The sequence below is a fragment of the Mesorhizobium sp. B2-9-1 genome (assembly GCF_006439455.1).
Lineage (GTDB): Bacteria > Pseudomonadota > Alphaproteobacteria > Rhizobiales > Rhizobiaceae > Mesorhizobium.
In genome coordinates, this window is record NZ_VFTP01000005.1 from 119,997 (window position 1) to 145,587 (window position 25,591).

Genomic DNA, 25,591 nt, shown 5'->3' on the forward strand with positions numbered 1-25,591 from the left:
ATGGCCTCGGCAGCCCTCTTCGATCTCCTGCCCGATTTTGGTTCGCGCACGCCGCGTGCCAATCAGGCGCCGACCGCGCGCGACGCCGAGCATCTGCCGGCCGCGCCGGAGCCGCAGGCCGACATCGGCGCGCTGATCGCCGGGGCCGTGGCCGACGCGGAGGCAGCGCTCGAGGCGCGCCTCGCGCTCGCCCATCAGGCAGCGCTCGACGCCGAGCGCCAGGCCAGCGACCAGGCCGCGCAAAGATTCCTTGAAAGCTTCGGCGGCGATCTCGGCACCGCTGTTGCCACGCGCATCGAGGCCATGGAGCAGCGCGTTGCCGAGCTTGCCGGCGCAACCGTCGCCCGTATCGTCGGCGGCCTTCTCAGCGACGACCTGCAGGAGCGTTCGCTCGCCGCCCTTTCCCGCGCCATCAGTGCGGCGGTCGCCGACAGCGAGGCCGTGCGCATCGCTGTCCGCGGACCGCTGTCACTGTTCGAGCCGCTGCAGGCGGCGCTCGGATCCCGCGCCGCCAATCTCGCCTTCAGCGAGGCGCCGGGCTTCGACCTGACCATCACCATCGACGAGACCGTGTTCGAGACGCGTATCGCCGAGTGGTCGGCGTCCTTGTCGGAGGTCCTGTCATGAGCGCCGTCGATCATGCCGACACCCGGCACGAGATCATCATCGTCAAGCGCAATCACGACAGTCATGACGACGGTCACCATGGTGGCGTGTGGAAGATCGCCTTCGCCGACTTCATGACGGCGATGATGTGCTTCTTCCTCGTCATGTGGCTGATCAACGCCGCCAACGAGCAGACCAAGGCAGCCGTCGCCAGCTATTTCAATCCGGTCGAGCTGATCGATCGCAACTCCAGCCGCAAGGGCCTGGAAGACCTCGGCGACGGCCCGAGCAAGGTCGGATTGACCGCGGACAACCCGCAGCAGGGCGCGACCAAGGCGGGCGACGACGGCAAGGGCGGCGCCGGTTCCTCCGAACGCCGCCAGACCAAGGACGGGGCGCAGGATGCCCAGCTCTCCGACGAAAAGCTGTTCGCCGATCCCTACGCGGTGCTGGCGGAGATCGCCGCCGATACAGGCGTGATGCAGAACGTCAGCGCCAAGGGCGAAGGCGGCGCCCAGGCGGCCGGTCCGGCAACCGGCGCATCCGGCGGCGAATCCTATCGCGATCCGTTCGCGCCGGATTTCTGGTCGCAGCAAGTGGCGGCGCCTGGCGCCGAGGCCACCGCCGAACGCGCCTGGATCGAAGGCGATCCGGTCAAGCCCGGCGAGAAGGTCGCCACCATCGCGGTACAAAAGGTGAAGGCCGTTCCGGCCGCTCCTGCGCTGGCGGCCGCGCCGCTGGAGCCGCTGGCAACTCCGCAAAAGACCGAGGCCAAGAGCGGGCCAAAGGCCGCGCAAGCCGGGGCCGAGACGCCGTCGGGCGAAGCAGACAAGACCGAGATAGCCCAAGGCGGGAAAGCTGAAGTCGACAAGCGCGAGGCTGCAGCGGCCGACACCAAGGCCGAAACCGCGAAGGCGGAGAAGACTGAACCCGAGCAAGCCGCCGACAAAGGCGACAAGGCGCCGAGCAAAGCCGCTCTTCAGGAAGCGGCGGATATCAAGAAGGAACTCGCCAAGGCATTCCTGCCGGGTGAAAAGCTCGCCGACGGCGTCTCGGTCGAGGCCACCGACAAGGGCGTCGTCATTTCGATTACCGACCAGCTCGATTTCGGCATGTTCGAGATCGGCTCGGCCATGCCGCGCCGCGAGCTGGTGCTGGCGATGGAAAAGATCGGCCGCATCGTCAACGAGAAGAAGGGCACCATCACCATCAGCGGCCACACGGACGCGCGGCCGTTTCGCAGCGACACTTACGACAACTGGCGGCTGTCCACCGCGCGCGCCCATTCGGCCTACTACATGCTGGTGCGCGGGGGCGTCGACGAAAGCCGCATCACCGAGGTCGCGGGCTTCGCCGACCGGCAGCCAAAGATCGCCTCCGATCCGATGGCTGCCGCGAACCGGCGCATCGAAATCCTGATGGCGGCCGGCGGATGAGGGCCAGGACCGTCATCGGCCATGCGATGGAGCGCTTCGCCGTTTCAGCGAAACGGCGAGCCGCTCCACCTCCTTGCCTTGGCGCAATTCCAAACGGAAGACCGCCTCACGCTTTTCCTGGGATGGCGCTGGCGCTGGCGCTGTTCGTCGCCGGGCCGTCATCGGCGGCCTTCGCGCAGGACGCCCTGCAACCCTATCAGCTCGTGCGTTCGCTGCAGCTGATCCAGGATCGCATTGCCGGCGGCGATCATGCTGCGTTGCCGATGCAGGCAAAACTCCTCGAAATGATCGACGCCCGGATGCACAATGCCGATGCCGAGGATTTCAAGGAGCCGAAGAACTTCCGCGCTTTGCTTGTCTACGGCATGAGCGGCGGCAATCCGATGACGGTCGCGGCGGCGGCTTCGCGCGCGGCAACCGACCCGCAAAGCCTGGCCATCGCCAAAGGCGTCGTCGCCTATCTGAGCGGCCGGCCGGCCGAGGCGATCGAAATGCTGAAGCCGATCGATCCGATGGGCGTGCCCGCCGACCTCGGCGCTTTCCTGGCGCTGGTCAAGGGCTCGCTGCTTGCGACCGATGATCCTGCGGCAGCGCTGAACCTGCTCGACGAGGCGCGCCTGCTCAGCCCCGGCACGCTGGTCGAGGAGGCGGCGCTTCGCCGCTCCGTGGGCATCGCGGCCGCGCAGGGCGACGCCGCTCGTTTCGCGCTGGCTTCGACCCAGTATGTCGCGTCCTACCTCTATTCGCCTTACGCCAGCCAGTTCGCCGATGCCTTTGTTTCCGGCGTCATCACGCTGCACATGGCGATCAGCCAGGACAAGATCGCCGACATCACCTCGATGATGGATCCCGAGCGCGAGACAGTGATCTACCTGCGCATCGCGCGCCGTGCCGCGATCGACGGGATGACGGAGCTCTCGGCTTTCGCCTCGGCGAAGGCCGAGCTGGGCCGCAACGGCAACGGCAACCGGGACGACCCGCGCACTCAGCTCTATTCGAGCCTTTCCACCATGACATCGGCCAGTGTCGATGAAGTGCGAGCCAAGCTCGGCAAGATCGATCGCGGCAAGCTTTCGCAAAGCGACCGCGACCTGCTCGACGCCGCGCAGGCCGTGGCCGGCGAAGTGATGGCGCCGGTCAAAGCGCCCGCCAATGCCGAAGCCGCACCGACAATCGTTGCAAGAGGCGACGGAGGGAAATCCGCGACCGAGGCCTCAGCCGACCCGGCCAATGCGGACTTGCCTCCCGTGGAAGGAGCGATGCTCGACCAGCCACCGGTCATGACACGCGATCCAGCGGTCGCGGTGGGCGATCCAGCGGTCGCGCCGAGCGACCAGGCGAAAGACACGGCGCCCGCCGCTTCGCTGCCCCCTGTCCCGCAGCCGGCGCAAGTATCGGCTGAAACCCCGGCGGCCGCTCCGGCTCCGACCGGCGCCGCGCCGATGGTTAAGGCATCCGCACCGGCGACGCCCGTTGCACAAGACCCAATCGATGCGGCGGTGACCAGCACGCGGCGTCAGCTCGACCAGATCGACCAACTCCTCGGAGCAGCCCCAAAATGACCAGCGTCAACCAGACCTTGCCGGGCTTTGCTTCGACACAGTCCCCGCCCCGGCAGCACACTACCGGCGACAAGGATGGGGATCAGAATTTCGGCAAGATGGTGCATGGGACCGAGAGCCCACAGGACAAGCACACGGCCGGACCGGTGATACCGAACGCGCATCCGGCAAGGCGCTTGCCGGCCAATGCCGGCAAGCCTGAGCCGCACCAGGACCCGCAGGGGAAAACCGGTTCGCAGAAGGCGACGGGAAAGTCCCCGAAGACCGACGGGCAATCCTTATCCGCGAAGCAGACCGCGGATAAGGATACCGCGGCGCAAGCCGACGATCCCCCGCCGCTGCAGGACCGCTTGCCGTTGCTGATGGCGCTGGGCGACATGAAGCATTTCGCGCAATCGTCGGGCGCGGGCGGCGCTGACGGTGGAGAAGCTGCCGGCGACCACGGATCGCTGGAACTGCCGCTGCGCGCCGGCAAGCGTGCGGCGGTCGACAGTTCCGCCGGGCCGCTGTCGCGATCCATCCGTTCGACGGCAGCGGACGATTCCGGGCCCGATTTTGAGCAGAAGCCGGTGAAGGCGCAAATGGCTCTCGATATGCCGGGCCGGCGTGATGCCGATGCCTTGCCGGCGCAAGGGGATGATCCGGCGGCCGATAGCCCGTTGCCGCCGCAAGGCTGGCGGCCGGCTTCCGCATCCAAGGCTTCGCTGCAATCGCAGTCGGCCGCGCAGCAGGCTCCGGGCAAGCCGTCTTCTTCCGCCGGACGCATGGAAGTCGTCAGCCAGCAGAGCTTCCCGGCGCCGGCGCAAAACCCGATCGGCCAGACGGCATCGGCGCTGGTTGAAGGGCTTGCCTCCGACAATGGCGTCCAGCAAGCCTTTGCAAGCGCCTCGACGGGCTCCCAGACGACCAATTCTGTTGCCGTTCCGACACATGTGCTGAAGATCGAGCTGCACCCTTCGGAGCTCGGATCGGTTGTCGCCAGCCTGCGGCTCTCGGGGGAGCGACTTTCGATTGAGATGAAGCCCGAGACACACGAGGCATACCGCCGTCTCACCGCCGACAGCGACGCCGTCGTCAAGTCGATGCGCAGCCTCGGCTTCGACGTCGACAAGGTCACCATCCTGCAACCCTCGATAGCGACGCATGCGGCCAGTCGCGCCGACGCAACCAGCGCCATGCCGATGTCGACAGGCCGCGACCAGCCTTCGTTCCAGCCTGGGAACTCGGGCGGCAACGGTGCGGGCGGCGGCCGGCAACCGGGAAGGAACAATGGCGATGGCGCACAGGAATTCGGTCGAGCCGCTTCGCCTCTTCGCGAGCGTGCTGACGACGATATGTATATCTAGTTTCGCTGCCGGCGCGGCCAGCGCCGCAGCCAATCCCTGCGAGCCGGAGATCCTGCGCGCCGCCGATCGCTACGGAGTGCCCGCCGGAATCCTGTACGCCGTCGGCCTGACCGAGACCGGAAAGAAGGGTAGTCTTCAGCCTAATGCCTTGAATATAGAAGGAAAAGCCGTGTTTCCTCGCAGTCGCGGCGAAGCGCTCGCCGCATTCGAGAACGCGCGTCGCGAGGGCAAGACGCTGATCGATCTCGGCTGCATGCAGATAAACCATCGCTATCACGGCGCGCAGTTCCGCAGCGTCGAGGACATGCTCGACCCGCATCGCAATGTCGACTACGCGGCGCGCTTCCTGGTCAGCCTGCATGCCCGGCACATGACCTGGTCGATGGCCGTCGCCCGCTATCATGCCGGCCCCGACAACGACCCGGCGCAGAAGGTCTATGTCTGCCGCGTCATCGCCAACATGGTCGCCACCGGCTTCGGCAAATGGACGCCGAATGCCAGCACTTTTTGCAACCAATAGTTGTTTGGCTTGAGGTCCGGTCGACTTTCGCCAGCCTATCCGCCGGCCCCGATATTCGTCAGTCAGCAGCTGGCGCGAATACACCAGCGCAACCGCTTTTATTACGGTTCCCAAAAAAACTCCCAAGAAAATAGCTACAAGAAATGATGGTTTTTCAGGATTCATCGAGCCGGGTACCCCTTTCCGCACGGGGCAAGTGAAATGATTCGGAGGGCGGGCCGATGATCGTGATCGTTGACGAGCGAGAGCTCGTGACAGAGGGCTACTCTTCACTTTTCGACCGCGAGGGGGTGGCCACTGCCGGCTTTGCGCCAGGCGAATTCGGCGAGTGGGTGAGTTCCGCCGCCGACACCGATCTCAGATCCGTCAGGGCCTTTCTCATCGGCGACTGCCGCGAAGGCGCGATATCGCCGCGCCAGATCCGCGACCGCACCGGCGCGCCGGTGATCGCGCTCAGCGAACATCACTCGCTCGAGCACACGCTGCGGCTGTTCGAAAGCGGCGTCGACGATGTCGTCCGCAAGCCGGTGCATATCCGTGAGATTCTCGCCCGCATCACCGCCATCCGCCGCCGCGGCTCCGAAGAGGCCGCCTATACCGAGGTCGGGTCGATGCGGATCTTCATGGACGGCCGCGATCCGGAGATCAACGGCGAGCCGCTGCCGCTGCCGCGCCGCGAGCGGCGCATCCTGGAATATCTGGCCGGCAACCGCGGCCGGCGCGTGACCAAGACCCAGGTCTTCAACGCCATCTACGGCATCTTCGACGAGGAGGTCGAGGAGAACGTGGTGGAGAGTCACATCTCGAAGCTGCGCAAGAAGCTGCGTGAGAAGCTCGGTCACGATCCGATCGATTCCAAGAGGTTCCTCGGCTACCGGCTGGTGTTTTGATGGCCGCCCTGGAGCATGATCCCGAACCGAAGGTCAGCGAAAGCAAAAAGTGGGAACCGGTTTTCGGACAAAGATCATGCTCCAACAAAGAGTCAGAGCGTGATGGCGATTCAACGAAGCGCCATCACGGTCTAGGCCCATCGCGCGCCAGCCTCGCGCAAGACACGAGGCATAATTTTATGGCCTCCTACCCGGGCAACGCGGAGATGTATCGATGAGCCTCTACGGAATGATGCGGACCGGCGTTTCCGGTATGAACGCGCAGGCCAACCGCCTCTCCGCGGTGGCCGACAACATCGCCAACTCGGACACCACCGGCTACAAGCGCTCTTCGGCCGAGTTCTCGTCACTGATCATGCCCGGCACCGGCGGCGCCTATAATTCCGGCGGCGTGACCACCACGATCCGCTCGGCCGTCGGCACGCAAGGCGTCATGACCTACACCACCTCGGTGTCCGATCTTGCCGTCAACGGCGACGGCTTCTTCGTCGTCCAGGATGCCGGCGGCACGCCCTACCTCACCCGCGCCGGTTCCTTCGTCCCGGATGCGCAGGGCCGGCTGGTCAATGCCGCGGGCTACCAGCTCATGGCCTACGACTACGCCAATGGCGATCCGGCAGCGACCGCCAACGGCTTCGAGGGCCTCGTGCCGGTGCAGATCTCCGATCAGCAAATGACGGCGACGCCGAGCACCGAGGGCCTGTTCTCTGGCAACCTGCCCGCGGGCGCGACGCCGCCCTCCGGCCCGCTGCCGTCCAGCAACAGCGCGACCGCCGAATACACGTCGAAAACCTCGCTGGTCGCCTATGACAATCTCGGCAACAAGAAGCTGCTCGACGTCTATTTCACCAACACCGGCACCGGAACATGGGAAGTCTCGGTCTTCGATCAGTCGAAGGCGACCCCCGGCACCTCCTTCCCCTATGCCGGCGGCGCGCTGGGATCGGCCAACCTCACCTTCGACACCACGACAGGCAAGCTCACCGGCGCGACCACGGGCGTCTCCTTCACCGTTCCGGGCGGCCAGACCCTCAACCTCGATCTCTCCAAGCTGACCCAGCTCGGCACCGGCTTCACCGTCGCCGACGCCAAGGTCAACGGCAATGCCCCGAGCTCCATCCAGAAGGTCCAGATCGGCCAGGACGGCGTCATCTACGCTCAGTTCGCGGACGGCTCGACCAAGGCGCTTTACAAGATACCGCTTGCCGACGTTCAGAGCCCCGACAACCTCACCGCGATGCCCGGCAACGTCTATGTGCAGAGCACCGACTCCGGCGCCGTCCACATCGGCTTTGCCAATGAGGGCAAGCTCGGCTCCATCGTCTCCGGGGCACTTGAAAACTCCAACGTCGATATCGCCGAGGAACTGACCAACATGATTGCGGCGCAGCGCAGCTACACCGCCAATTCCAAGGTCTTCCAGACCGGCTCGGACCTGATGGACGTCCTCGTCAACCTGAAGAGATAAACGACGGGCGCCGCCCGTGAAAGATCAGCATGTCGCTTTCCTCCGCACTAAGCATTGCCCAATCGGCGCTCCTGGCCACGTCCAAGCAGACCAGTGTCGTATCGCGCAATGTGGCCGACGCGTCGAACCCTGACTATACCCGCCGCATCGCCGTGGTGACCAGCACGGCGCCGGGCGCCCGGGCGGTGGAAATCCAACGCGCCGCGAACGAGCTCCTGTTCCGCCAGAACCTTTCGGCGCTGTCGGCATGGAGCGGCCAGAGCGCGCTCTACAACGGCATGGATCAGCTCGAACTGTCGGTCAACGGGGTCGACAACGCGTCGTCCCCCTCGACGGCCATCGCCAAGCTGCAGCAGCAGCTGCAGCTCTACGCCACGACGCCATCGAACCAGACCCTCGGCACCAGCGTCGTCGATGCCGCCAAGCAGGTGGTGAATTCCCTCAACAGCGGCACCAAGGCGATCCAGGACTTCCGTACCCAGGCCGACAGCCAGATCGCCACCGCCGTCGACGACCTCAACTCCCTGCTCGGCCAGTTCCAGGATGCCAACAAGGCCGTCATCTCCGGCACGCGATCTGGCACCGACGTGTCCGACGCACTCGATCAGCGCGACGCCCTCCTGAAAAAGATATCGGAATATGTCCCGGTATCGACCTTCACGCGCGGCGACAACGACATGGTCATCACCACCAAGGACGGCACGACGCTGTTCGAGACCGTGCCGCGCTCGGTGACCTTCGCGCCGTCGGCCGGCTATTCGGCTGGCACGCCCGGCAACACAATCTACATCGACAACGTGCCAGTCTCGGCCGGCACCGGCGACAACTCCGCCGACGGCAAGCTTGCGGGCCTGCTGAAGCTGCGCGACGGCGTCGCCTCGACCATGCAGAGCCAGCTCGACGAGATCGCGCGCGGCCTTGTCACCGCATTCGCCGAGACCGCGCCATCGCAGCCCAATGCGGCCGGCCTGTTCACCTGGTCCGGCGCCCCGGCAATCCCGGCCGCCGGCACCCTGGTCGACGGCCTCGCCGGATCGATCGGCGTCAACGCCGCCTTCGATCCGAGCGCCGGCGGCAATCCCGCGCTGTTGCGCGACGGCGGCGCCAACGGCGTGGCCTATGTCGTCAACACCGGCGGCGCATCCTATTCGGACCTTCTGATCAGCTACGGCAACAAGCTCGATCAGCCGATGGCCTTCGATGCCTCGGCCGGCATCGCCGTCAGCTCCGGCGTCTCCGACTACGCGGCCAATGCCATCGGCTGGTTCGAAGGCGTGCGCCAGCAGGCCTCGACCAATGCCGACAGCAAGCAGGCGCTGGCAGCGCGAACGGCCGAGGCGCTGTCCAACGATACCGGGGTCAATGTCGACCAGGAAATGTCCCTGCTTCTCGATCTCGAGCACACCTATCAGGCCTCGGCGCATATGATGAAGACCGTGAGCGACATGCTGGACGCCCTGATGAGCGCGGTAGGATAATTCATGAAAGCGACAGCCGTTTCCTCAGCTGCCATCTCCAACGCCCTGCGTTACCAGCAAGCGAAAATGCAGGCGGACCTTGTGAAGGCGACGACGGAATCCACGACCGGCAGGGTCGCGGATGTCGGTCTGGCGCTGGGCGGGCGCACGACCCAGGCCGTCACCTTCCAGCGCGACCTCGACCGGCTGAACGGTATCGTCGATTCCAACGCGCTCGTCACCGCGCGCCTGACATCGACCCAAGATTCGCTCGGCCAGATCGCCGGTGCCGCGCAGAGCTTCCTGTCGGCGCTGACCAGCGGCGTGTCGGGCGACTCCTCGACCAGCATCCTGCGAACCGCCGGCGCCTCGGCGCTGCAACAGATGACGGGTATCCTCAACACCAGCGTCAACGGCGAATATCTGTTTGCCGGCACCAACACCGACGTCAAGCCGATCGACGACTTCAACGCCACGGGCTCGCCGGCCAAGGCCGCCTTCGATGCGGCCTTCTCGAGCTATTTCGGCTTTGCCCAGACCGACCCGGCGGCGGCCAACATCACCGGCGCGCAGATGGACGACTTCATCACCACCAAGGTCGAGCCGCAATTCCTGGGCGCCGGCTGGCAGGCCAACTGGTCGAGCGCCACCGATGAGCAGATCACCAGCCGCATCTCGCTCAACGAAACCACCCAGACCTCGGTCAGCGCCAACGAACAGGGTATCCGCAAGCTCGCCATGGCGTCCGTCATGGTCAGCAGCCTGCTTACCGGCAGCATCAGCGAGGCCGCCCAGAACGCGGTCGTCAGCCGCGCGCAGGCGCTGGTCGGCGAAGCCATCGGCGGCGTTACCCAGGTGCGGGCCGAAACGGGCCTTGCCCAGCAGCGCGTATCCGACGCCAGCGACCGCATGAAAACCCAGGTCGACCTGTTCGAGAAGCATATCGTCGATCTCGAGGGCGTCGATCCCGCGGAAGCCGCTACCCGGGTCGCGGACCTGACGCAGCATATCGAGACCTCCTTCGCCTTGACCGCGCGTCTGCAGCAGCTCAGCCTGCTGAACTATCTGACTTGAACACGTAAACCGGAACGCCAGAGCGCCGACGATGTATCAATTCTCCTACGCCGACATCCAGACCGACTCCGTCGCCGACGCCAAGGACCGGGAGCGGCAATTGCTCACCCGTTCGATCGACATGCTGGCCGCGGCGGCAGCCGTTGGCACCGAGTCGATGGAAGCCGTCGAGGCGCTGCATTTCACCAACCGCATCTGGACCACCTTCGTCGAGGATCTCGGCTCCAGCGACAACGCCCTGCCCAAGGAGCTGCGCGCCAACCTGATCTCGATCGGCCTATGGCTGCTGCGCGAGACGGAAGACATCCGCCAGGGCCGCACCAACAATTTCGAAGGACTGATCGAGGTCTCCCAGATCATCCGAGACGGCATCCAATGACCAACACGCTGAAGATCTCGCTAAAGCCCAACGAGAAGATCTATATCAACGGCGCGGTCATCCGCGTCGACCGCAAGGTCACCATCGAGCTGATGAACGACGTGCAGTTCCTGCTCGAAAGCCACGTCATCCAGGCCGATCAGGCCTCGACGCCGCTCAGGCAGCTTTATTTCATCGTGCAGATCATGCTGATCAACCCGGTCGGCGCCCCCGAGGCGCGCGAGATGTTCCGCCGCTCGCTGCCGATGCTGATCGCAAGCTTCGACAACCAGGACATCTGCAAGGGCCTGAAGCAGATCGACCGCATGGTCGGCGAGGATGAGATCTATGAGGCGCTGAAAGCGATCCGCGCGCTCTATCCGCTCGAGCGCAGGGTGCTCGAAGACAATGACGACATTCCCCAAACGCCGCGCGCATTGGCTGTAGGAGCATAACATGGCCGTGGACATGACGACAACGATCCCGGTTGGCGCCAACCAGGCCAGCCAGAAGACTTCCAAGACGGCGGTTGACTACCAGTCGTTCCTGAAACTCCTGATCGCCGAGATGAAGAACCAGGATCCGACCAAGCCGATGGATTCCACGCAGTATGTCGCGCAGCTCGCCACCTTCTCCCAGGTCGAGCAGTCGGTGCAGACCAACACCAAGCTCGACCAGATCATGCAGTCCTCGGCATTGTCGCAGGCCGATGCACTGATCGGCCGCTCGATCACCTCGGCCGACGGCAAAACAACCGGAACGGTGGCTTCGGTGACGCTCTCCAGCAGCGGCCTGATCGCCGTGCTGCAGGACGGCACCCAGGTCCCTGTCGGCGCGGGCGTGTCGATCAAGCCGGCCGCCTGAGCATGTCTCACGAAAGTGGGTCCGGTTTCGGGGCAAGGACATGCTTAAATCAAAACCTAAAACAGGTTGCGTGAACCGTTTTTCATGCGACCCGCTTTAGCGGGCTCGCGAGAGGTCAGCCATGAACGAGGCCGATGCCCTCGATATCGTCCAGTACGCCGTGTGGACGGTTCTTACCGCTTCCGCTCCCGTGGTGCTGGTGGCGATGGTCGTCGGCATCGGCATCGCGCTCATCCAGGCGCTGACCCAGATTCAGGAAATCACGCTGACCTTCGTGCCGAAGATCGTCGCCATCATGCTCGTGGTGGCGCTGACCGGCCCCTTCATCGGCGGCCAGATCTCGGCCTTCACCAACGTCATCTTCGAGCGCATCGAGCACGGCTTCTGACGCTAGGCAGCGCGCTGCGCGGTGGCGTGCTGCGCGACGCGATGAAATGGTCTGCTTCCGAACTGGACGACTTGATCGACATGGCAAGGAGCCAGGAAACGTCGCGCCTGCGTCTCGTCGGCATGGAAATGCTGCTCAGGCTTTACATGAATGGCGAGACAACAGGCGCGTTGACCGAGGCCCTGCATGCCGAGGAGAGAGGCGCGAAATAACCCAAAGTTGGTCCAGACGGCCGAGATGCTTGGCTTAAAGCTTCGCCGACGCATTTTCGCCTTTGCCATCCTATTGTTGGGTCGCACTCTTTGGCGAGTCGCCCGCCTCCGCGGGCGCGGCGAGCCTCTATAGCGGACGAAGGCGCAACCATGATCGACGACGAGCCGGAAAGCGAACGCGTCTCCGCGCTGGCGCCGTTCCGGCACGGCATCTTTCGCGCCGTCTGGTCGGCCAGCCTGGTGTCGAATTTCGGCGGCCTGATCCAGGGCGTCGGCGCCGCCTGGATGATGACCACTATTGCCACCTCGCCCTACCAGGTGGCGCTGGTCCAGGCCTCGACCACCTTGCCGATCATGCTGTTCGCGCTCGTTGCCGGCGCCATCGCCGACAGCTTCAACCGCCGCAAGGTGATGCTGGTGGCGCAGACCTTCATGCTGGTCGTCTCGGCGCTTCTGACCTTGTTCACCTGGCAAGGCTGGATGACGCCGTGGACGCTGCTTGCCTTCACCTTCCTGATCGACAGCGGCACGGCGTTGAATAGCCCGTCATGGCAGGCCTCGGTCGGCGACATGGTGCCGCGCGCCAAGGTGCCGGCGGCGGTCGCGCTCAATTCGCTGGGCTTCAACATCACCCGCAGCGTCGGCCCGGCCATCGGCGGCGTCATCGTCGCTGCCGCGGGTGCGGCGGCCGCCTTCGCCGCCAACGCCGTCAGCTATGTCGGCCTGATCGTCGTGCTCGCCCGCTGGAAGCCGGCGCTGCCCGAGCAAACCCTGCCGCGCGAGTCGCTTGGCGCGGCAATGGGCGCCGGTCTGCGCTATGTCGCCATGTCGCCCAACATCGCCAAGGTGCTGGTCCGCGGCTCGGCCTTCGGCTTCAGCGCCGGCGCGGTGCTGGCGCTTCTTCCCCTGGTGGCGCGCGATGTCGTCAAGGGCGACGCGCTGACCTACGGCATCATGCTCGGCGCCTTCGGCATCGGCGCGGTTGGCGGCGCGCTGATCAGCGTGCGGCTGCGGCAGCTGCTGTCGAGCGAGACGATGGTGCGCATGGCCTTTAGCGGCTTCGCGCTATGCGCCTTCAACGCCGCAGTCAGCCACAATGCCTGGCAGACATCGGCGGGCCTGCTCATCGGCGGCGCCTGCTGGGTGATCGCGCTCTCGCATTTCAACGTCACCGTGCAGATGTCGACGCCGCGCTGGGTGGTCGGCCGCGTGCTGTCGATCTACCAGACGGCGACCTTCGGCGGCATCGCGCTGGGCAGCTGGATCTGGGGTGTCGTCGCCGACGCGCATGGCGCCGAGACCGCGCTGACCGCTGCGGCGGTCGCGATGCTCGCCGGCGGCGCCATCGGCTTCGTCCTGCCGCTGCCGCGGCAGACGGTGCTCAACCTCGATCCACTAAACCGCTTCAAGGAACCGATGCTGGCGCTCGATCTCAAGCCGCGCAGCGGCCCCATCGCCATCATGATCGAGTACATTATCCGCGAGGAGGACGTACCGGAATTCCTGGCGACGATGGCCGAGCGCGGCCGCATCCGCCGCCGTGACGGCGCCCGCAACTGGACTTTGGCCCGCGACCTCGAAAATCCGGCGGTGTGGATCGAGCACTACCACACGCCGACCTGGGTCGAGTATATCCGCCACAACCGACGCGCCACCCACGCCGACGCCGTGGTCGGCGAACGCATCCGCGCGCTGCACAGCGGCGACAACCCGCCGCGCGTGCGCCGCATGATTGAGCGTCCAACCACCGCCGGCACGACGCTTGTCTCGCCGAAGGGGCCGATCGATCACTGACGGCACGTCGTCCGAAGCGTGCTTCAGGCAAACGACATGCGCCGAAGATCAAAGATCAGCCGGCTAGCCTTCGCCGGACAAATCCCGCCGCGCCTTGTCGAGCTCTTCGGCATAGCGGCGCATCAGATGGCTTTCGGTGAGCAGGCCGAGCACGATGCGCTCGTCGAAATCCTCGACCACCGCCAGTTCTTCGGCCCCGGTGCGCTGGAAGGTCTCGGCGGCGGTCTGGACATTCATCGACGGCACCAGCACCGCGTCCTTGAACTGGGCGAGCGCACTCACCGGCGTTTCGCCATCGGAGCGATCGCTGTGCAGTTCCGGCACCAGCAGCATGCCGACATATTGGTCGGCCTGCTCGACGGCGATGACCCGCTGCGCCGAGCCGAGCGGGATCTCCTTGCGGAATTCGGAGAGCGTGGTCGAGGCAGGGATGGTGCGGACGTCCTTGCGCATCATCGAGCCGACGGTGAGGCTGCGCATCCAGCCGACGTCATGCGCGCTGCGGATCGTCTCGCCGCGCAGGTGGAAACGCCAGGTCGAGAAGGAGTAGCCGAAGGTCTCGCGCACCAGGATCGCCGACATGATCGAGGCGGCCAGCACCACGCCGGTGAGCGTCAGGTCGCGGGTGGATTCCAGCGCCAGGAAGGTCATGGTCAGCGGACCGCCGACGACGCCCACCGCAAGCGAGGTCATGCCGACGACGGCGGCGACCGCCGGGTCGACGCCGGCCGACGGCGCGGTCAGCGCCATGACGCCGGCAAAGACCTTGCCGAGCAAGGCTCCCAGGAACAGCGAAGCGAAGAACAGGCCGCCGCGGAAGCCCGAGCCGAGCGAGATGGCGGAGGCCGCCAGCTTCATCACGAAGACGCTCGCCACCACGGGAAGGGCATAATTCATGGCGAATTCGCGGTGCAGCGCGCCATGGCCGCTGGAGAGTACCTGCGGCGTGACCAGCCCGAGCAAGCCGACTAAGATGCCGCCGATGAACGGCCTGACCGACACGTCGATCGACAATCGCACAAAGAGCCGCTCGACGATGCTCACCAGATGCATGATCGCGATCGAGGCAGCCCCGCCGAGCAGCCCCAGCAGCAGGAACGGCACATACTCGCCGGCGGTCAGATTCGGCAGACCTGAGAGTTCCAGCGGGAACGGCACGCCGCCGAACATTTCCGCCGTCAGCGAAGCGGCTATCGCCGCCGCCATCACCGGCGCCACATTGGCGACGGAGTAGATGCCGATGACCAGCTCGAAACCGTAGAAGGCGCCGGTCAGCGGTGCGTCGAAGGCGGCGGCGATCGCGCCGGCCGCGCCGCAGCCGACCAGCATGCGGACATCGTTGCGGCGCAGCCGGAAAGCGCGGGCAAGTCGGGAAGCTACGCCGGAGCCGATCTGCGTATAGCCGGCTTCCAACCCGACCGAGGCGCCGAAGCCGCTTGAGATCATCGTCTGCGCCACGATGATGAAAGTGTCGGTGAGCGACATGCGCCCGCCATAGAGGGCGTTGGCTTCGATCGGGTCGACAGGTGTGCGGAACTTGCGCTTTCTGAGCCAGATGACGGAAAGGCCGAGCAGCAGGCCGCCGATCGCCGGAAACATCGCCTGCACCGGATCGGCGAGCGAGAACATCGCCGAAAGCCTGCCGCCCGGCTGCACGTCGAACAGCAGGTAATGCATGCCTTGCACCAAGGCGCTCATGCCGGTGACCAGCGCGCCGGCGATGACGCCGACCATGCCGGCCATCAGCACGATCACGATGCCGCGCGCCTCGAGCACGGGGATCGAGCTGATCAGCACCGCGCGAAGCCGGCGGGCGTAAACTTGTGGGTCTTTTCTGGCAGGCAACGGAGCGGCTCGCCGGTATGCGAAAGATAAGAACTGCCGTGCCTGATACGCGCGGCGGCTTTGCGTGGCAATCGCAATGCCGACCGCATGTGGCGCCATTTTGGCGTTGCGCCAATTAGCGTTACGAAAGACTTGTCGCCGCGACCAAGGAGATAGACTTAGTCAGGTACCGGAATGTTCAGCGCGCGGTGCCGAGCAGTCTCGGGAAGCTAAGGTCACGACGGCAACTCCTTCATTCGGCCAGGCGAAAGCCAGCGCGCCAGCCGAGCTCGCCGACGGCCTTGTCGGTCGCGATATGGCGGTTCGGCTCCGCGACATTGAAGGCGCCCTGCGCTCCCCGCTCGACGGCAAGCAGCGCGGCGTAAGCGGCGGCGTCGACATGGACGGCCGGCTCCGCGGCGCTGTCCGCACCGGTACCCGGTCCATAGAGATGGCCGTAGCGCAGCACGATGCCGGTGATCGGCGAGGCGCCGAGCACATGCTTCTCCAGCGCAATGACGCCGCCGACGCTCACGGCGCGGCCGCCTACCGCATCGCTGTCCAGCGCATCTGTCTCGGCATGCGGCTCTGCGCCCGGTGCATAGACCCAGGCGATGCTTTGCGCGATCAGCCGGTTGGCACCGGCCGCCTTCGCCGCCTCGACGAGATTGCGGGTTCCCTCGTCGCGAATGCGAGCGTTGCGTACAGTTGCTTCAGCCATCTTGGAGGGATCGAGCCCGGCCGGCAGGTCTGTGAGCTGGTGGATGACGATCTCAGGCTTCGCCGCCACGACCGCGGCGCGCAGAGCGTTTGCATCAAACACATCGACCACCACCGGATCGGCGCCAAGCGCCCGAAGGTTTTCGGCTTTTGCCTCTTGGCGCGTCGTGGCCGTCACCTGATGACCTGCCGCCACCAGTTGCGGCACCAGCCGGCGACCGATAGCGCCCGAGGCGCCCGCAAGAAAAATGCGATGGCCCATCGTCTCTCGCTCCTTGCTGCTATAATATCAGAGTACGAACAACATATAAGAGCCCTGACATCATGCGCAAGGGGAACCCATCCATTCCGTCCGCCGGTGAAGGCAAGCGCGGCGAGCAAGGCTATCTGGGCTATCTGCTGCGCCAGGCGGCCGGCGCCTATCGTCTGAAGGTGGAAAGGGCGCTGGATGAATTCGGCGTGACGCAGGCGCAGTTCGCGGCCCTCACCATGATCTCGGCCTATCCCGGCCTGTCCAATGCCGATCTGGCCCGGCTCGCGGTGCTGACGCCGCAGACGGTGAGCGTGATCGTCGGCAATCTTGAAAAGGCCGGCTCGCTTGTCCGCCGGCCGCACGCCGTCCACGGCCGCATCCAGCATCTCGACCTCTCGGACAGCGGCCGCGCCTTGCTGAAGAAATGCCGCGAGCGGGTTTATAAATTGGAGGGCGAGCTGACCGCCGGCCTCTCCGCCGAGGAGGAACACGCCGTCCGGCGCTGGCTGGTCGCCGTCGCGACCGCTGAGGCGGCACAGCTGTAGACACCACAGACGATCAGGTCGGCGCGCCGACGTCCGTCTCGAAAAGCGTGAGCTTGCGCTCGCCGATGCCAAGCTCGGCCCAGCTCGCGCGCCATTCGGCGATATGCGCCGATTTGAAATGCGCCTCGAGCGCGGCGCGGTCGATCCAGGCCTCCGAGACATGGATGAGCCCGGCATCCAGCACATCCTGCGAGTAGGAATAGTCGAGGCAGCCGGGCTCGGCGCGGCTCGCCGAGATCATTCGCTGCATCGCCGGCTTTGCCTGGTCGAGCCTGTCGGGCGGCAAGCGGACCGTGCCGATGATCAGGAGCATGCGATTTCCTTCCGATAGGTGGCTAAGGCGCCGTAGCCGCTCTCCCACTTTCGCGCAAGCTTGGAGAGTTACGGTCAACGGCCTGCCCTGTGCGTGGCGGCCCTGGATTTGAGGACGACATGGCGATCAGCGAAACACTACCGTCCGGCCTGGCGGTCAAGAACGGCCGCGACATCTTCTTCGCGCTCGGCATCGTCTTCATCCTGGCGGTGCTGTTCCTGCCGATCCCGGCCTTCCTCATCGATATCGGCCTCGCCTTCTCGATCGCGCTTTCGGTGCTGATCCTGATGGTGGCGCTGTGGATCCAGCGGCCGCTCGACTTCTCGTCCTTCCCGACCGTGCTGCTCATCGCCACCATGCTGCGGCTATCGCTCAACATCGCGACCACGCGCATGATCCTGTCGCACGGCAATGAAGGCACGCATGCCGCCGGCTATGTCATCTCGGGCTTCTCGAAGCTGGTGATGTCGAGCGACTTCGTCATCGGCCTCATCGTCTTCATGATCCTGATCGTGGTGAACTTCATCGTCATCACCAAGGGTGCGACCCGTATCGCCGAGGTCGGCGCGCGTTTCACGCTCGACGCGATTCCCGGCAAGCAGATGTCGATCGACGCCGACCTTTCCGCCGGCATGATCGACGACAAGACCGCGCAGCTGCGCCGCCGCGAGCTGGAGGAGGAGAGCTCCTTCTTCGGCTCGATGGACGGCGCCTCGAAATTCGTGCGCGGCGACGCCATCGCCGGCCTGATCATCACCGCCATCAATATCGTCGGCGGCATCGCCATCGGCTATCTGCGCCACGGCATGGGCCTTGGCCAGGCGGCCGACGTCTTCATCAAGCTGTCGGTCGGCGACGGCCTCGTCACCCAGATCCCGGCGCTCATCGTCTCGCTCGCCGCGGGCATGCTCGTCTCCAAGGGCGGCACGCGCGGCTCGACCAACCAGGCGGTGTTCGGCCAGCTCGGCGCGCATCCGCGCGCGCTCTACGTCGCGGCCTCGCTGCTGGTCATCCTCGGCCTGATGCCCGGCCTGCCCCTGTTCCCCTTCTTCGCGCTTGCCGGCGGCATGGCCGGCCTCGGCTACATCATCCCGCTGCGCCTGAGCCGCGAGCGCGCCGCCGCCGAAGCCCTGAAGACGCAGGAAAAGGCGAACAAGGTCGAGGAGGAGAAGAACTCGGTCAAGGCCTCGCTGGTCACTGCCGAGATCGAGCTTCTGATCGGCAAGCAGCTTTCGACCAGGCTGATGGTGGCGCACCAGGAACTGGTGTTCCGCATGTCGAAGATGCGCAAAAAATTCGCCCAGCAATATGGCTTCGTCGTGCCGGAGGTTCGCGTCGCCGACGACTTCGCCATCCCGCCGAAGAGCTATCAGATCAAGGTGCACGGCACGGTGGTCGCCGAATACCAGATGCGCGTCGGCGAGATCATGGTGCTGCTTGGCACGCGCGGCGTGCCGGAAATCCCCGGCGAGGAAATCCGCGAGCCGGCCTTCGGCATGCGCGCCTATTCGGTGCTCGAAACCTTCGCCGAGGATCTGAGACGCGAGAACTTCACCTTCGCCGACAACATGTCGGTGCTGCTCACGCATCTCTCCGAGGTGATCCGCAACAACCTGCCGCAGCTTCTGTCCTACAAGGACATGAAGGCGCTCTTGGAGCGGCTCGACCCGGAATACCGCAAGCTCGCCGACGAGATATGCACCTCGCACATCTCCTATCCGGGCCTGCAGGCCGTGCTGAAGCTGCTGCTCGCCGAGCGCGTCTCGATCCGCAACCTGCATTTGATCATCGAGGCGATCGCCGAGATCGCGCCGCATGTGCGCCGCACCGAGCAGATCGTCGAGCACGTGCGCATCCGCATGGCGCAGCAGATCTGCGGCGACCTCTCCGAAGGCGGCACGCTCAAGGTGCTGCGCCTCGGCAACCGCTGGGACCTCGCCTTCCACCAGAGCCTCAAGCGCGATGCCAAGGGCGAGGTGCGCGAGTTCGACATCGATCCGCGCCAGCTCGAGGAATTCGGCCAGGACGCCACCAAGGCGATCCGCAAGCATCTCGAGGCCGGCGAGCGTTTTGTCCTCGTCACCGCGCCCGACGCCCGTCCCTATGTGCGCATGATCATCGAGCGGCTGTTCACGACGCTTCCCGTTCTCAGCCATGTCGAGATCGCCAAGGGCGTCGAGATCAAGGTGCTCGGAACAATCTCGTGAACGCGCTCTCGCAAGGCGTCGTCATCGCCGCCTTCCTCGCCTTCTGCCGTATCGGCGCCTGCTTCATGCTGATGCCCGGCCTGTCCAGCGCCCGCGTGCCGCTGCAGGTCCGGCTGTTCGTCTCGCTCGCCGCCACCGGCGGCCTGCTCGCGTTCCTGTGGGACCGCATCTACCCGTTCGTCGATCCGCGCCCGCAGGTCCTGGCGCCGATGATCGTCTCCGAGCTCCTGGTCGGCGGCCTGATCGGCGCCATGACCAGGCTCTACATGGAGGCGCTGCGCTTCATGGGTTCGGCCATCGCCATGCTGATCGGCTATGGCGGCTCGGGCGGACCGGCGATCGAGGAGCCGGAACCGCAGGCGGCGCTTGCCGCCATCATCTCCTTCTCGGCGCTGCTTCTGCTCTTCGTCTTCGACTTCGACCACGAGATCGTCAAGGCGCTCGTCGCCTCCTACACGGTCGCTCCGGTCAACGTCTTCTTCAACCCGCAGGCGGCGCTGGTCGACGTCACCGACACGGTGTCGGATGCCTTCTTCCTGGTCATCCGCCTCGGCAGCCCGTTTGTCGCCTATGCCATCCTGGTCAATCTGACGATCGGCTTCGTCAACAAGCTGACGCCGCAGATCCCGGTCTATTTCATCTCGCTGCCCTTCGTCATCGCCGGCGGCATGATCATCTTCTATTTCGCCGTCGGCACCTTGCTGTCGCTGTTCGTCGACGGCTTCGTCGATCTCACGCTGGCGAGATAGGCTCCATGGCCGCGCGAAAGGACCGCCTGAAGAAACTGGTCAAGGTGCAGGGGCAGTTGAAGGCGCTGCACGAGACCCGCCACGCCGGCTTCCTCGCCGCCGCCGTCAAGGCTGAAGCGGAGGCCAAGGAGCTGATCGAGCATTTCGACACCGACAGGTCGCTGGCCGGCCTCTTTCCCGCGCTTTACCACCGGCGCATCACCGACGCGCTCGGCCGACAGCAACAGAACCTCGATAATGCCCGCCAGGAAGCGGCGCTGATCGCCACCGCGACGGCGCGCACCAACATGGTCGAGCGCGCCTACAAGGACGAGCGCCGCCGTGACGAGCGCGAACGCTCCGACCGCGAGCGCCTCGATCTGATCATGCAGAAGCGAACCTCCGACGGCTGATGATCGCAAGCCTGCCACAAGCTTCTTCAGTCATTGTGCAACTAACAAAACCGGCAAAGGGCGGACTTTCTTGGCCATTTCCCCACCCAGCGACATCGTCATGGACGTCGCCCGCGCAGCGGAGCCGGCCGATGTCGAGGCCGCGCGGGCAGCGCTCGCGAGAAGGGCGAATGGCGCCTCGGCACCGTTCGCGCTCGATCCCCCCGGGACGGTCGATGCCGGCTCCATTCTCTCGCGCGCAACGGCCGACAAGGCGGAAGCCGCCAATCCGGCGAAGAAGTTCCAGCGCTTCGAGGCGATGGTGCTGACGACCTTCATCCAGAACATGATGCCCAAGGACACCGAGGGCGTTTACGGCAAGGGCCTGGCCGGCGACATGTGGAAGTCGCAGCTCGCCGAAAAGGTGGCCGATGCCATGGCCGCGCATGGCGGCATCGGCATCGCCCGATCCATGCTTGCCGACCATTATCTTGACGGCAAGCACAAGGTGCCGGTCGGGCCGGTTGCCGGCGGAGCGCAGAAAACCGAGATCGACCGGCAGACCCGGCTTTCGACCTCGATGGTCGAGGAGCTTGAGCGCAAAGCAGCACGGTCGATGACCGGCGACGAGACGACCATAAAAACAGATATCAAGATCTAGGGACCTACATGGCCGACCAAACGGAGCTTTCCAACCTTCCCGCACGCACCAGCGCAATGGAGGCGCCCGCCGCTGCGCGACCCGGCAACCTCGCCGCCATCATCGGCCGCATCGAGGAAGTCGTGGACGAGGAAACCGCCGGCATCCGCAGCGGAACGGCCTATGATCTCAAGGCCTCGAACGCGCGCAAGAGCCGGTATCTCTACGAGCTGAACCGCGCCATGAAGGGCGCCAACGAGATCGAATTCCTCGAGCAGCATCGCGAAGGCCTGCTGCGGCTGCGCCAGAAGCTGGCCAGGAACGAGGCGGCGATCCTTGCCCATCTCAACGCGGTCAACGAAGTCGCCACGCTTTTGAGGAATGCCATCCAGCGCGCCGATACCGACGGCACCTATTCGGCCGGTGAGTTCGGAATGGCGCGAGCCTGATTGAGATGGTCGAGGCGCAAGGACAGACCCGGTGATAAAATTCATCGCCGCCGCGCTGTGGATCTGCGCCGTGACGCTCGGCGCGGTCTTCTATTCCTTCCAGGCGGCGGGCCAGCGCGGCGCGGCCGAGCCGCCGAAGCCGATGCTGGGCGGCCTCGACTATGTCAAGACCGACATGATCTCGGTGCCGCTGCTGCGCGACGGCACGATCGAGGGCTATTTCCTCACCAAGCTCGTCTACACGGTGGAGCCGGACCAGATAAAGAAGCTGTCGATCCCGGCGCAGGCGCTGATGACCGACCAGGTCTATTCCTATCTCTATTCCAACCCGCAGATCGATTTCACCAAGAAGGAATCGATCGATCTCGACGCTTTCCGCAAGTCGATCCGTGACACCATCAACACCCGCGTCGGCGTCGAGCTGGTGCACGAGGTGCTGATCGACCAGGTCAACTTCCTGTCCAAGGACGATATCCGCGACAACGCGCTTCGGCGCCGCAAGAATGCCGGCGACACCGCGGCGGCGATGACCAAGCCTTTCCAGGCGGCGCCGGAGCATTGACTGCCTGGCCGCGTCCGGCGGCGATAGACATGGCCCAGTTCCCCTAAGCGATATGACGCAGGGTCACCGCGTTGACGTAAACGTCAACTCGAAGCTATATGCGCCTGTGGTCGCGCTGAGCGCGGCGCGTCTACCTCGCCCAGCGGCCAAGCGCCGGTGCGCGTCAACGCAACCAACGAGGAGAACCGCCATGGGCGTTCAGGAGATTGCCGACAAGATCAAGTCGCGCGTGGCAAGCGCCGGCTTCGAACATTCGGTCAAGTTCGACACCGGCAGCGACGGCGTCATCGTCATCGACGGTGCGACCGTCTCGACCACCGATGCGCCGGCCGACTGCACCGTCAAGCTGTCGCTCGACGATCTGGATTCGCTGATTGCCGGCGACCTCAATCCGACCATGGCCTTCATGTCCGGCAAGCTGAAGGTCGAGGGCGACATGACCGTCGCCATGGCGCTTAGCCAGTTGCTCGGCTGACCCTTTGCAAAAACAGCAACGCCGCCCGATGGGCGGCGTTGCTGTTTTTGTCGAACCTAGAGCAATTCCAGGAAAAGTGCGTAGCGGTTAGGCTCGGCGCCTTCGCCGTAGCCTTCCGTCCGGAATTGCGTGAAAACAAAGGCTTCAGGCGACGAAGCCCAGCGCCTGTCCCTTGATCTTGCGGCCGGCGGCCTTGATCGTGCCTTTGGCGCCATCCAGCGCGCCTTCCTTCAGCTCCAGCGCCAGAAGCCGGTGCCGCTCATAGGGGCCGGGCATGGCAAGCGCTCCCGTGCGGTCGGCCGAAAAGCCGAACCGCCCGTAATAGGGCGCATCGCCGACGAGCAGGATCGCGCCGTGGCCGAGCCGCGCGGCTTCGGCGAGTGCATGCCGCATCAGCGCCGAGCCGATGCCGCCGCTCTTCAAGCCCGGCTCGACCGCGAGCGGGCCGAGCAGCAGCGCTGCCGGACCGCCTTCGCCCAGCCTCACATCCCACAGCCGCACCGTGCCGACGACCGCGCCCGACGCATCGCGGGCGACAAAGGCCAGGCCTTCCGAGGGCCGGCGGCCGCGCCGCAGCTTCTCGGATGACTTCTTCTTGCGCTTCGGCCCCATGGCGCGGTCGAGCAGCGCTTCGCGCGCCGCGACGTCGCCCGCGCCTTCGCCAAGGATGACGAAGGCAGGCGCCTGGGCGGCCCCCTCGTCCGGCGCGCCGCGCGAGCCAGCCTGTGCCCGCAGGGCCAGGGAGGGCGCAAACGCATTTTCAGGCGAAGTGGAAACCGGTTCGCCGTAAGAAAATGCGCCGAGAAGCGCTGCCGTCGAGCCGTTCTCCCCCGCGGAGAAAAGCTCAGCCGACGGTCCGGACGAGGGGGCAATTTCAGTGGCCGCGAAGGCCGATTTGGTCAGGTATTCCATGTCCGCGATCCTTCACGAGCGGAGATCTGTCCCACAAGCGAGCCCGGGCGGGCGACAGGCGCCCGCGCCGGTTTGATCTGAGCGGTTTCTTGCGAACTGCTCAGATCACGTAGGATCGGAGAGGTTCGAAGCCGTTGAAGGCGACCGCCGAGTAGGTGGTCGTGTAGGCCCCGGTGCCTTCGATCAGCACCTCGTCGCCGATGGTCAGCGACAAGGGCAGCGGATAAGGCGTCTTCTCATACATCACGTCGGCCGAATCGCAGGTCGGGCCGGCAAGCACGCAGGGCGCGGTCTCCGAGCCGTCATGACGCGTGACGATCGGATAGCGGATCGCCTCGTCCATTGTCTCGGCGAGACCGCCGAACTTGCCGATGTCGAGGAACACCCAGCGCACATTGTCGTTGTCGGCCTTCTTCGAGATCAGCACGACTTCCGACTTGATCACGCCGGCATTGCCGACCATGCCGCGTCCCGGCTCGATGATCGTCTCGGGCAGCGCGTTGCCGAAATGCTTGCGCAGGGCCGAGAAGATCGCCTGGCCGTAGGCCTGGGCCGCCGGCACGTCCTTCAGGTAACGGGTCGGGAAACCGCCGCCCATGTTGACCATCTTCAAGACGATGCCTTCCTCGGCGAGCGTCGCGAACACCTTCCTGGCGTCGCCCAGCGCGCGATCCCAGGCCGACAGGTCGGTCTGCTGCGAGCCGACATGGAACGACACGCCATAGGCGTCGAGGCCGAGGCCCTTGGCATGGCGCAGCACGTCGACGGCCATCGCCGGCACGCAGCCGAACTTGCGCGACAGCGGCCATTCCGCGCCTTCGCCGTCGGTCAGCACGCGGCAGAACACGCGCGAGCCGGGAGCGACGCGGGCGATCTTCTCGACCTCTTCGACGCAGTCCACAGCGTAGAGGCGGATGCCGAGCTGGTAGGCGCGTGCGATGTCACGCTCCTTCTTGATGGTGTTGCCGAAGGAAATGCGGTCCGCCGGCGCGCCGGCATCCATCGCCATCTCGACCTCGGCAACCGATGCGGTGTCGAAGGACGAGCCCATCGCAGCAAGCAGGCGCAGGATTTCCGGCGCCGGGTTTGCTTTCACCGCATAGTAGATCTTGGAATCGGGCAACGCCTTCTCGAAGGCGCGGAAATTGTCGCGCACGACATCGAGGTCGACGACGAGGCAGGGGCCGTTCGGACGTCGGGTGGCGAGGAAATCAAGGATGCGCTGGGTGGCCATCGGGTCTCTCCATAACGCCTTTCGGCGCGCAATAAGGCTGCGAGACGCGGGCTGTCGGCCTCGCGAACACGCGGTGGACAAAGGCGGGACGTCAATTCCATGGGACCAGCCGGTGGAGACCCCGGAACCATGAAATGCCGTCTCGCGGCGATGAACCTTGGCCTTGCCCGGCCTCGATTCGCTTTGTCTGCCTTGGCTTGGATGGGAGACCCGTCCGCACTGCCGGCAATGAAGGTGTGCCTCTTTAGTAACCCCGGTCTTTGGACAACCGGAAGAGAACCAGAAAGGCCCGCACCGTCGTTGCTTCAAGGTGTCCTCGGTCTTGTGGTTGGCCACTGACCGACTGGAGGGGTTGGCTCCAG

Annotated in this window: 28 protein-coding genes; 23 read left to right on the plus strand and 5 right to left on the minus strand. The window is 65.3% G+C overall.

The window, feature by feature from the left end:
- The 15 genes from FJW05_RS12615 (at nt 1) to FJW05_RS12685 (ending at nt 13,975) form a co-directional block, all read left to right on the plus strand.
- Nucleotides 1-627, plus strand: coding sequence for a hypothetical protein (locus tag FJW05_RS12615; RefSeq protein ID WP_140632305.1), 627 nt, complete (start codon nt 1-3; stop codon nt 625-627).
- Complete coding sequence (locus FJW05_RS12620; RefSeq protein WP_140632307.1) at nt 624-2,042, plus strand: MotB family protein; 1,419 nt, start codon at nt 624-626, stop codon at nt 2,040-2,042. Before FJW05_RS12615 ends, FJW05_RS12620 begins: the two co-directional genes overlap by 4 nt.
- A gap of 122 nt (nt 2,043-2,164) precedes the next feature.
- Complete coding sequence (locus FJW05_RS12625) at nt 2,165-3,604, plus strand: chemotaxis protein MotC (RefSeq protein ID WP_140632310.1); 1,440 nt, start codon at nt 2,165-2,167, stop codon at nt 3,602-3,604.
- Nucleotides 3,601-4,950, plus strand: coding sequence for a flagellar hook-length control protein FliK (locus FJW05_RS12630; RefSeq protein ID WP_140632312.1), 1,350 nt, complete (start codon nt 3,601-3,603; stop codon nt 4,948-4,950). Before FJW05_RS12625 ends, FJW05_RS12630 begins: the two co-directional genes overlap by 4 nt.
- Nucleotides 4,880-5,470, plus strand: a complete 591-nt coding sequence (locus tag FJW05_RS12635; protein ID WP_140632709.1) for a transglycosylase SLT domain-containing protein — start codon at nt 4,880-4,882, stop codon at nt 5,468-5,470. Before FJW05_RS12630 ends, FJW05_RS12635 begins: the two co-directional genes overlap by 71 nt.
- 221 nt (nt 5,471-5,691) lie before the next feature.
- Entirely contained in the window at nt 5,692-6,360 is a 669-nt protein-coding gene (locus tag FJW05_RS12640) for a response regulator transcription factor (RefSeq protein WP_095766367.1), read from the plus strand.
- Nucleotides 6,361-6,574: 214 nt separating this feature from the next.
- Nucleotides 6,575-7,828, plus strand: coding sequence for a flagellar hook protein FlgE (locus FJW05_RS12645; RefSeq protein ID WP_140542855.1), 1,254 nt, complete (start codon nt 6,575-6,577; stop codon nt 7,826-7,828).
- A gap of 29 nt (nt 7,829-7,857) precedes the next feature.
- Entirely contained in the window at nt 7,858-9,306 is a 1,449-nt protein-coding gene (flgK, locus tag FJW05_RS12650) for a flagellar hook-associated protein FlgK (RefSeq protein ID WP_140632315.1), read from the plus strand.
- A gap of 3 nt (nt 9,307-9,309) precedes the next feature.
- A complete protein-coding gene (locus tag FJW05_RS12655) occupies nt 9,310-10,359 on the plus strand; it encodes a flagellar hook-associated family protein (RefSeq protein WP_140632318.1) in 1,050 nt (349 codons plus the stop codon).
- A 31-nt stretch (nt 10,360-10,390) separates the two neighbouring features.
- Nucleotides 10,391-10,738 carry a flagellar biosynthesis regulator FlaF gene (gene flaF, locus FJW05_RS12660; protein WP_040989989.1) on the plus strand — a complete coding sequence of 116 codons (348 nt, stop codon included), beginning with the start codon at nt 10,391-10,393 and terminating at the stop codon, nt 10,736-10,738.
- Complete coding sequence (flbT, locus tag FJW05_RS12665) at nt 10,735-11,172, plus strand: flagellar biosynthesis repressor FlbT (RefSeq protein ID WP_140632321.1); 438 nt, start codon at nt 10,735-10,737, stop codon at nt 11,170-11,172. The genes flaF and flbT overlap by 4 nt, the downstream gene beginning before the upstream one ends.
- A gap of 1 nt (nt 11,173) precedes the next feature.
- The gene (gene flgD, locus FJW05_RS12670) at nt 11,174-11,581 is read left to right on the plus strand and encodes a flagellar hook assembly protein FlgD (protein WP_140632323.1); all 408 of its coding nucleotides are present in this window, start codon (nt 11,174-11,176) and stop codon (nt 11,579-11,581) included.
- A gap of 121 nt (nt 11,582-11,702) precedes the next feature.
- Entirely contained in the window at nt 11,703-11,969 is a 267-nt protein-coding gene (gene fliQ / locus FJW05_RS12675) for a flagellar biosynthesis protein FliQ (protein WP_095766361.1), read from the plus strand.
- 26 nt (nt 11,970-11,995) lie between these two features.
- Complete coding sequence (locus FJW05_RS12680; protein WP_140632326.1) at nt 11,996-12,181, plus strand: hypothetical protein; 186 nt, start codon at nt 11,996-11,998, stop codon at nt 12,179-12,181.
- Between the two features lie 150 nt (nt 12,182-12,331).
- Complete coding sequence (locus FJW05_RS12685; protein WP_140632328.1) at nt 12,332-13,975, plus strand: MFS transporter; 1,644 nt, start codon at nt 12,332-12,334, stop codon at nt 13,973-13,975.
- Nucleotides 13,976-14,038: 63 nt separating this feature from the next.
- On the opposite strand, the gene FJW05_RS12690 is transcribed toward FJW05_RS12685, so the two are convergent.
- Both FJW05_RS12690 and FJW05_RS12695 read right to left on the minus strand, forming a co-directional pair.
- Entirely contained in the window at nt 14,039-15,820 is a 1,782-nt protein-coding gene (locus FJW05_RS12690) for a chloride channel protein (RefSeq protein ID WP_181164927.1), read from the minus strand.
- Nucleotides 15,821-16,052: 232 nt separating this feature from the next.
- On the minus strand, nt 16,053-16,781 hold the full coding sequence (locus FJW05_RS12695) for an NAD(P)-dependent oxidoreductase (protein WP_140632334.1): 729 nt from the start codon (nt 16,779-16,781) through the stop codon (nt 16,053-16,055).
- A 62-nt stretch (nt 16,782-16,843) separates the two neighbouring features.
- Here FJW05_RS12695 and FJW05_RS12700 point away from each other — a divergent pair, with 62 nt between their 5' ends.
- Complete coding sequence (locus tag FJW05_RS12700; RefSeq protein WP_140632336.1) at nt 16,844-17,317, plus strand: MarR family transcriptional regulator; 474 nt, start codon at nt 16,844-16,846, stop codon at nt 17,315-17,317.
- A gap of 13 nt (nt 17,318-17,330) precedes the next feature.
- Here FJW05_RS12700 and FJW05_RS12705 read toward each other — a convergent pair whose 3' ends face one another.
- Complete coding sequence (locus FJW05_RS12705) at nt 17,331-17,630, minus strand: putative quinol monooxygenase (protein WP_140632339.1); 300 nt, start codon at nt 17,628-17,630, stop codon at nt 17,331-17,333.
- Nucleotides 17,631-17,749: 119 nt separating this feature from the next.
- On the opposite strand from FJW05_RS12705, the gene flhA reads away from it, so the two are divergent.
- From flhA to FJW05_RS12740, 7 genes are all read left to right on the plus strand, one after another.
- A complete protein-coding gene (gene flhA / locus FJW05_RS12710) occupies nt 17,750-19,837 on the plus strand; it encodes a flagellar biosynthesis protein FlhA (protein ID WP_140632341.1) in 2,088 nt (695 codons plus the stop codon).
- Nucleotides 19,834-20,586 carry a flagellar biosynthetic protein FliR gene (gene fliR, locus FJW05_RS12715; protein ID WP_140632344.1) on the plus strand — a complete coding sequence of 251 codons (753 nt, stop codon included), beginning with the start codon at nt 19,834-19,836 and terminating at the stop codon, nt 20,584-20,586. The genes flhA and fliR overlap by 4 nt, the downstream gene beginning before the upstream one ends.
- A 5-nt stretch (nt 20,587-20,591) precedes the next feature.
- Nucleotides 20,592-20,978 carry a hypothetical protein gene (locus FJW05_RS12720; RefSeq protein WP_140632346.1) on the plus strand — a complete coding sequence of 129 codons (387 nt, stop codon included), beginning with the start codon at nt 20,592-20,594 and terminating at the stop codon, nt 20,976-20,978.
- Nucleotides 20,979-21,048: 70 nt separating this feature from the next.
- Nucleotides 21,049-21,618, plus strand: coding sequence for a rod-binding protein (locus FJW05_RS12725; RefSeq protein WP_246673386.1), 570 nt, complete (start codon nt 21,049-21,051; stop codon nt 21,616-21,618).
- Nucleotides 21,619-21,626: 8 nt separating this feature from the next.
- Nucleotides 21,627-22,046 carry a hypothetical protein gene (locus FJW05_RS12730; RefSeq protein ID WP_140542843.1) on the plus strand — a complete coding sequence of 140 codons (420 nt, stop codon included), beginning with the start codon at nt 21,627-21,629 and terminating at the stop codon, nt 22,044-22,046.
- Nucleotides 22,047-22,077: 31 nt separating this feature from the next.
- Entirely contained in the window at nt 22,078-22,608 is a 531-nt protein-coding gene (locus FJW05_RS12735; RefSeq protein ID WP_095766351.1) for a hypothetical protein, read from the plus strand.
- 190 nt (nt 22,609-22,798) lie between these two features.
- A complete protein-coding gene (locus tag FJW05_RS12740; RefSeq protein WP_140632349.1) occupies nt 22,799-23,083 on the plus strand; it encodes an SCP2 sterol-binding domain-containing protein in 285 nt (94 codons plus the stop codon).
- Nucleotides 23,084-23,227: 144 nt separating this feature from the next.
- Here FJW05_RS12740 and FJW05_RS12745 read toward each other — a convergent pair whose 3' ends face one another.
- Nucleotides 23,228-23,752, minus strand: a complete 525-nt coding sequence (locus FJW05_RS12745; RefSeq protein ID WP_246673401.1) for an N-acetyltransferase — start codon at nt 23,750-23,752, stop codon at nt 23,228-23,230.
- A 343-nt stretch (nt 23,753-24,095) separates the two neighbouring features.
- Nucleotides 24,096-25,229 (minus strand): ornithine/lysine decarboxylase, encoded by a 1,134-nt coding sequence (gene odc2, locus FJW05_RS12750; RefSeq protein WP_140632351.1) that lies wholly within the window; start codon nt 25,227-25,229, stop codon nt 24,096-24,098.
- Between the last annotated feature and the right edge of the window lie 362 nt (nt 25,230-25,591).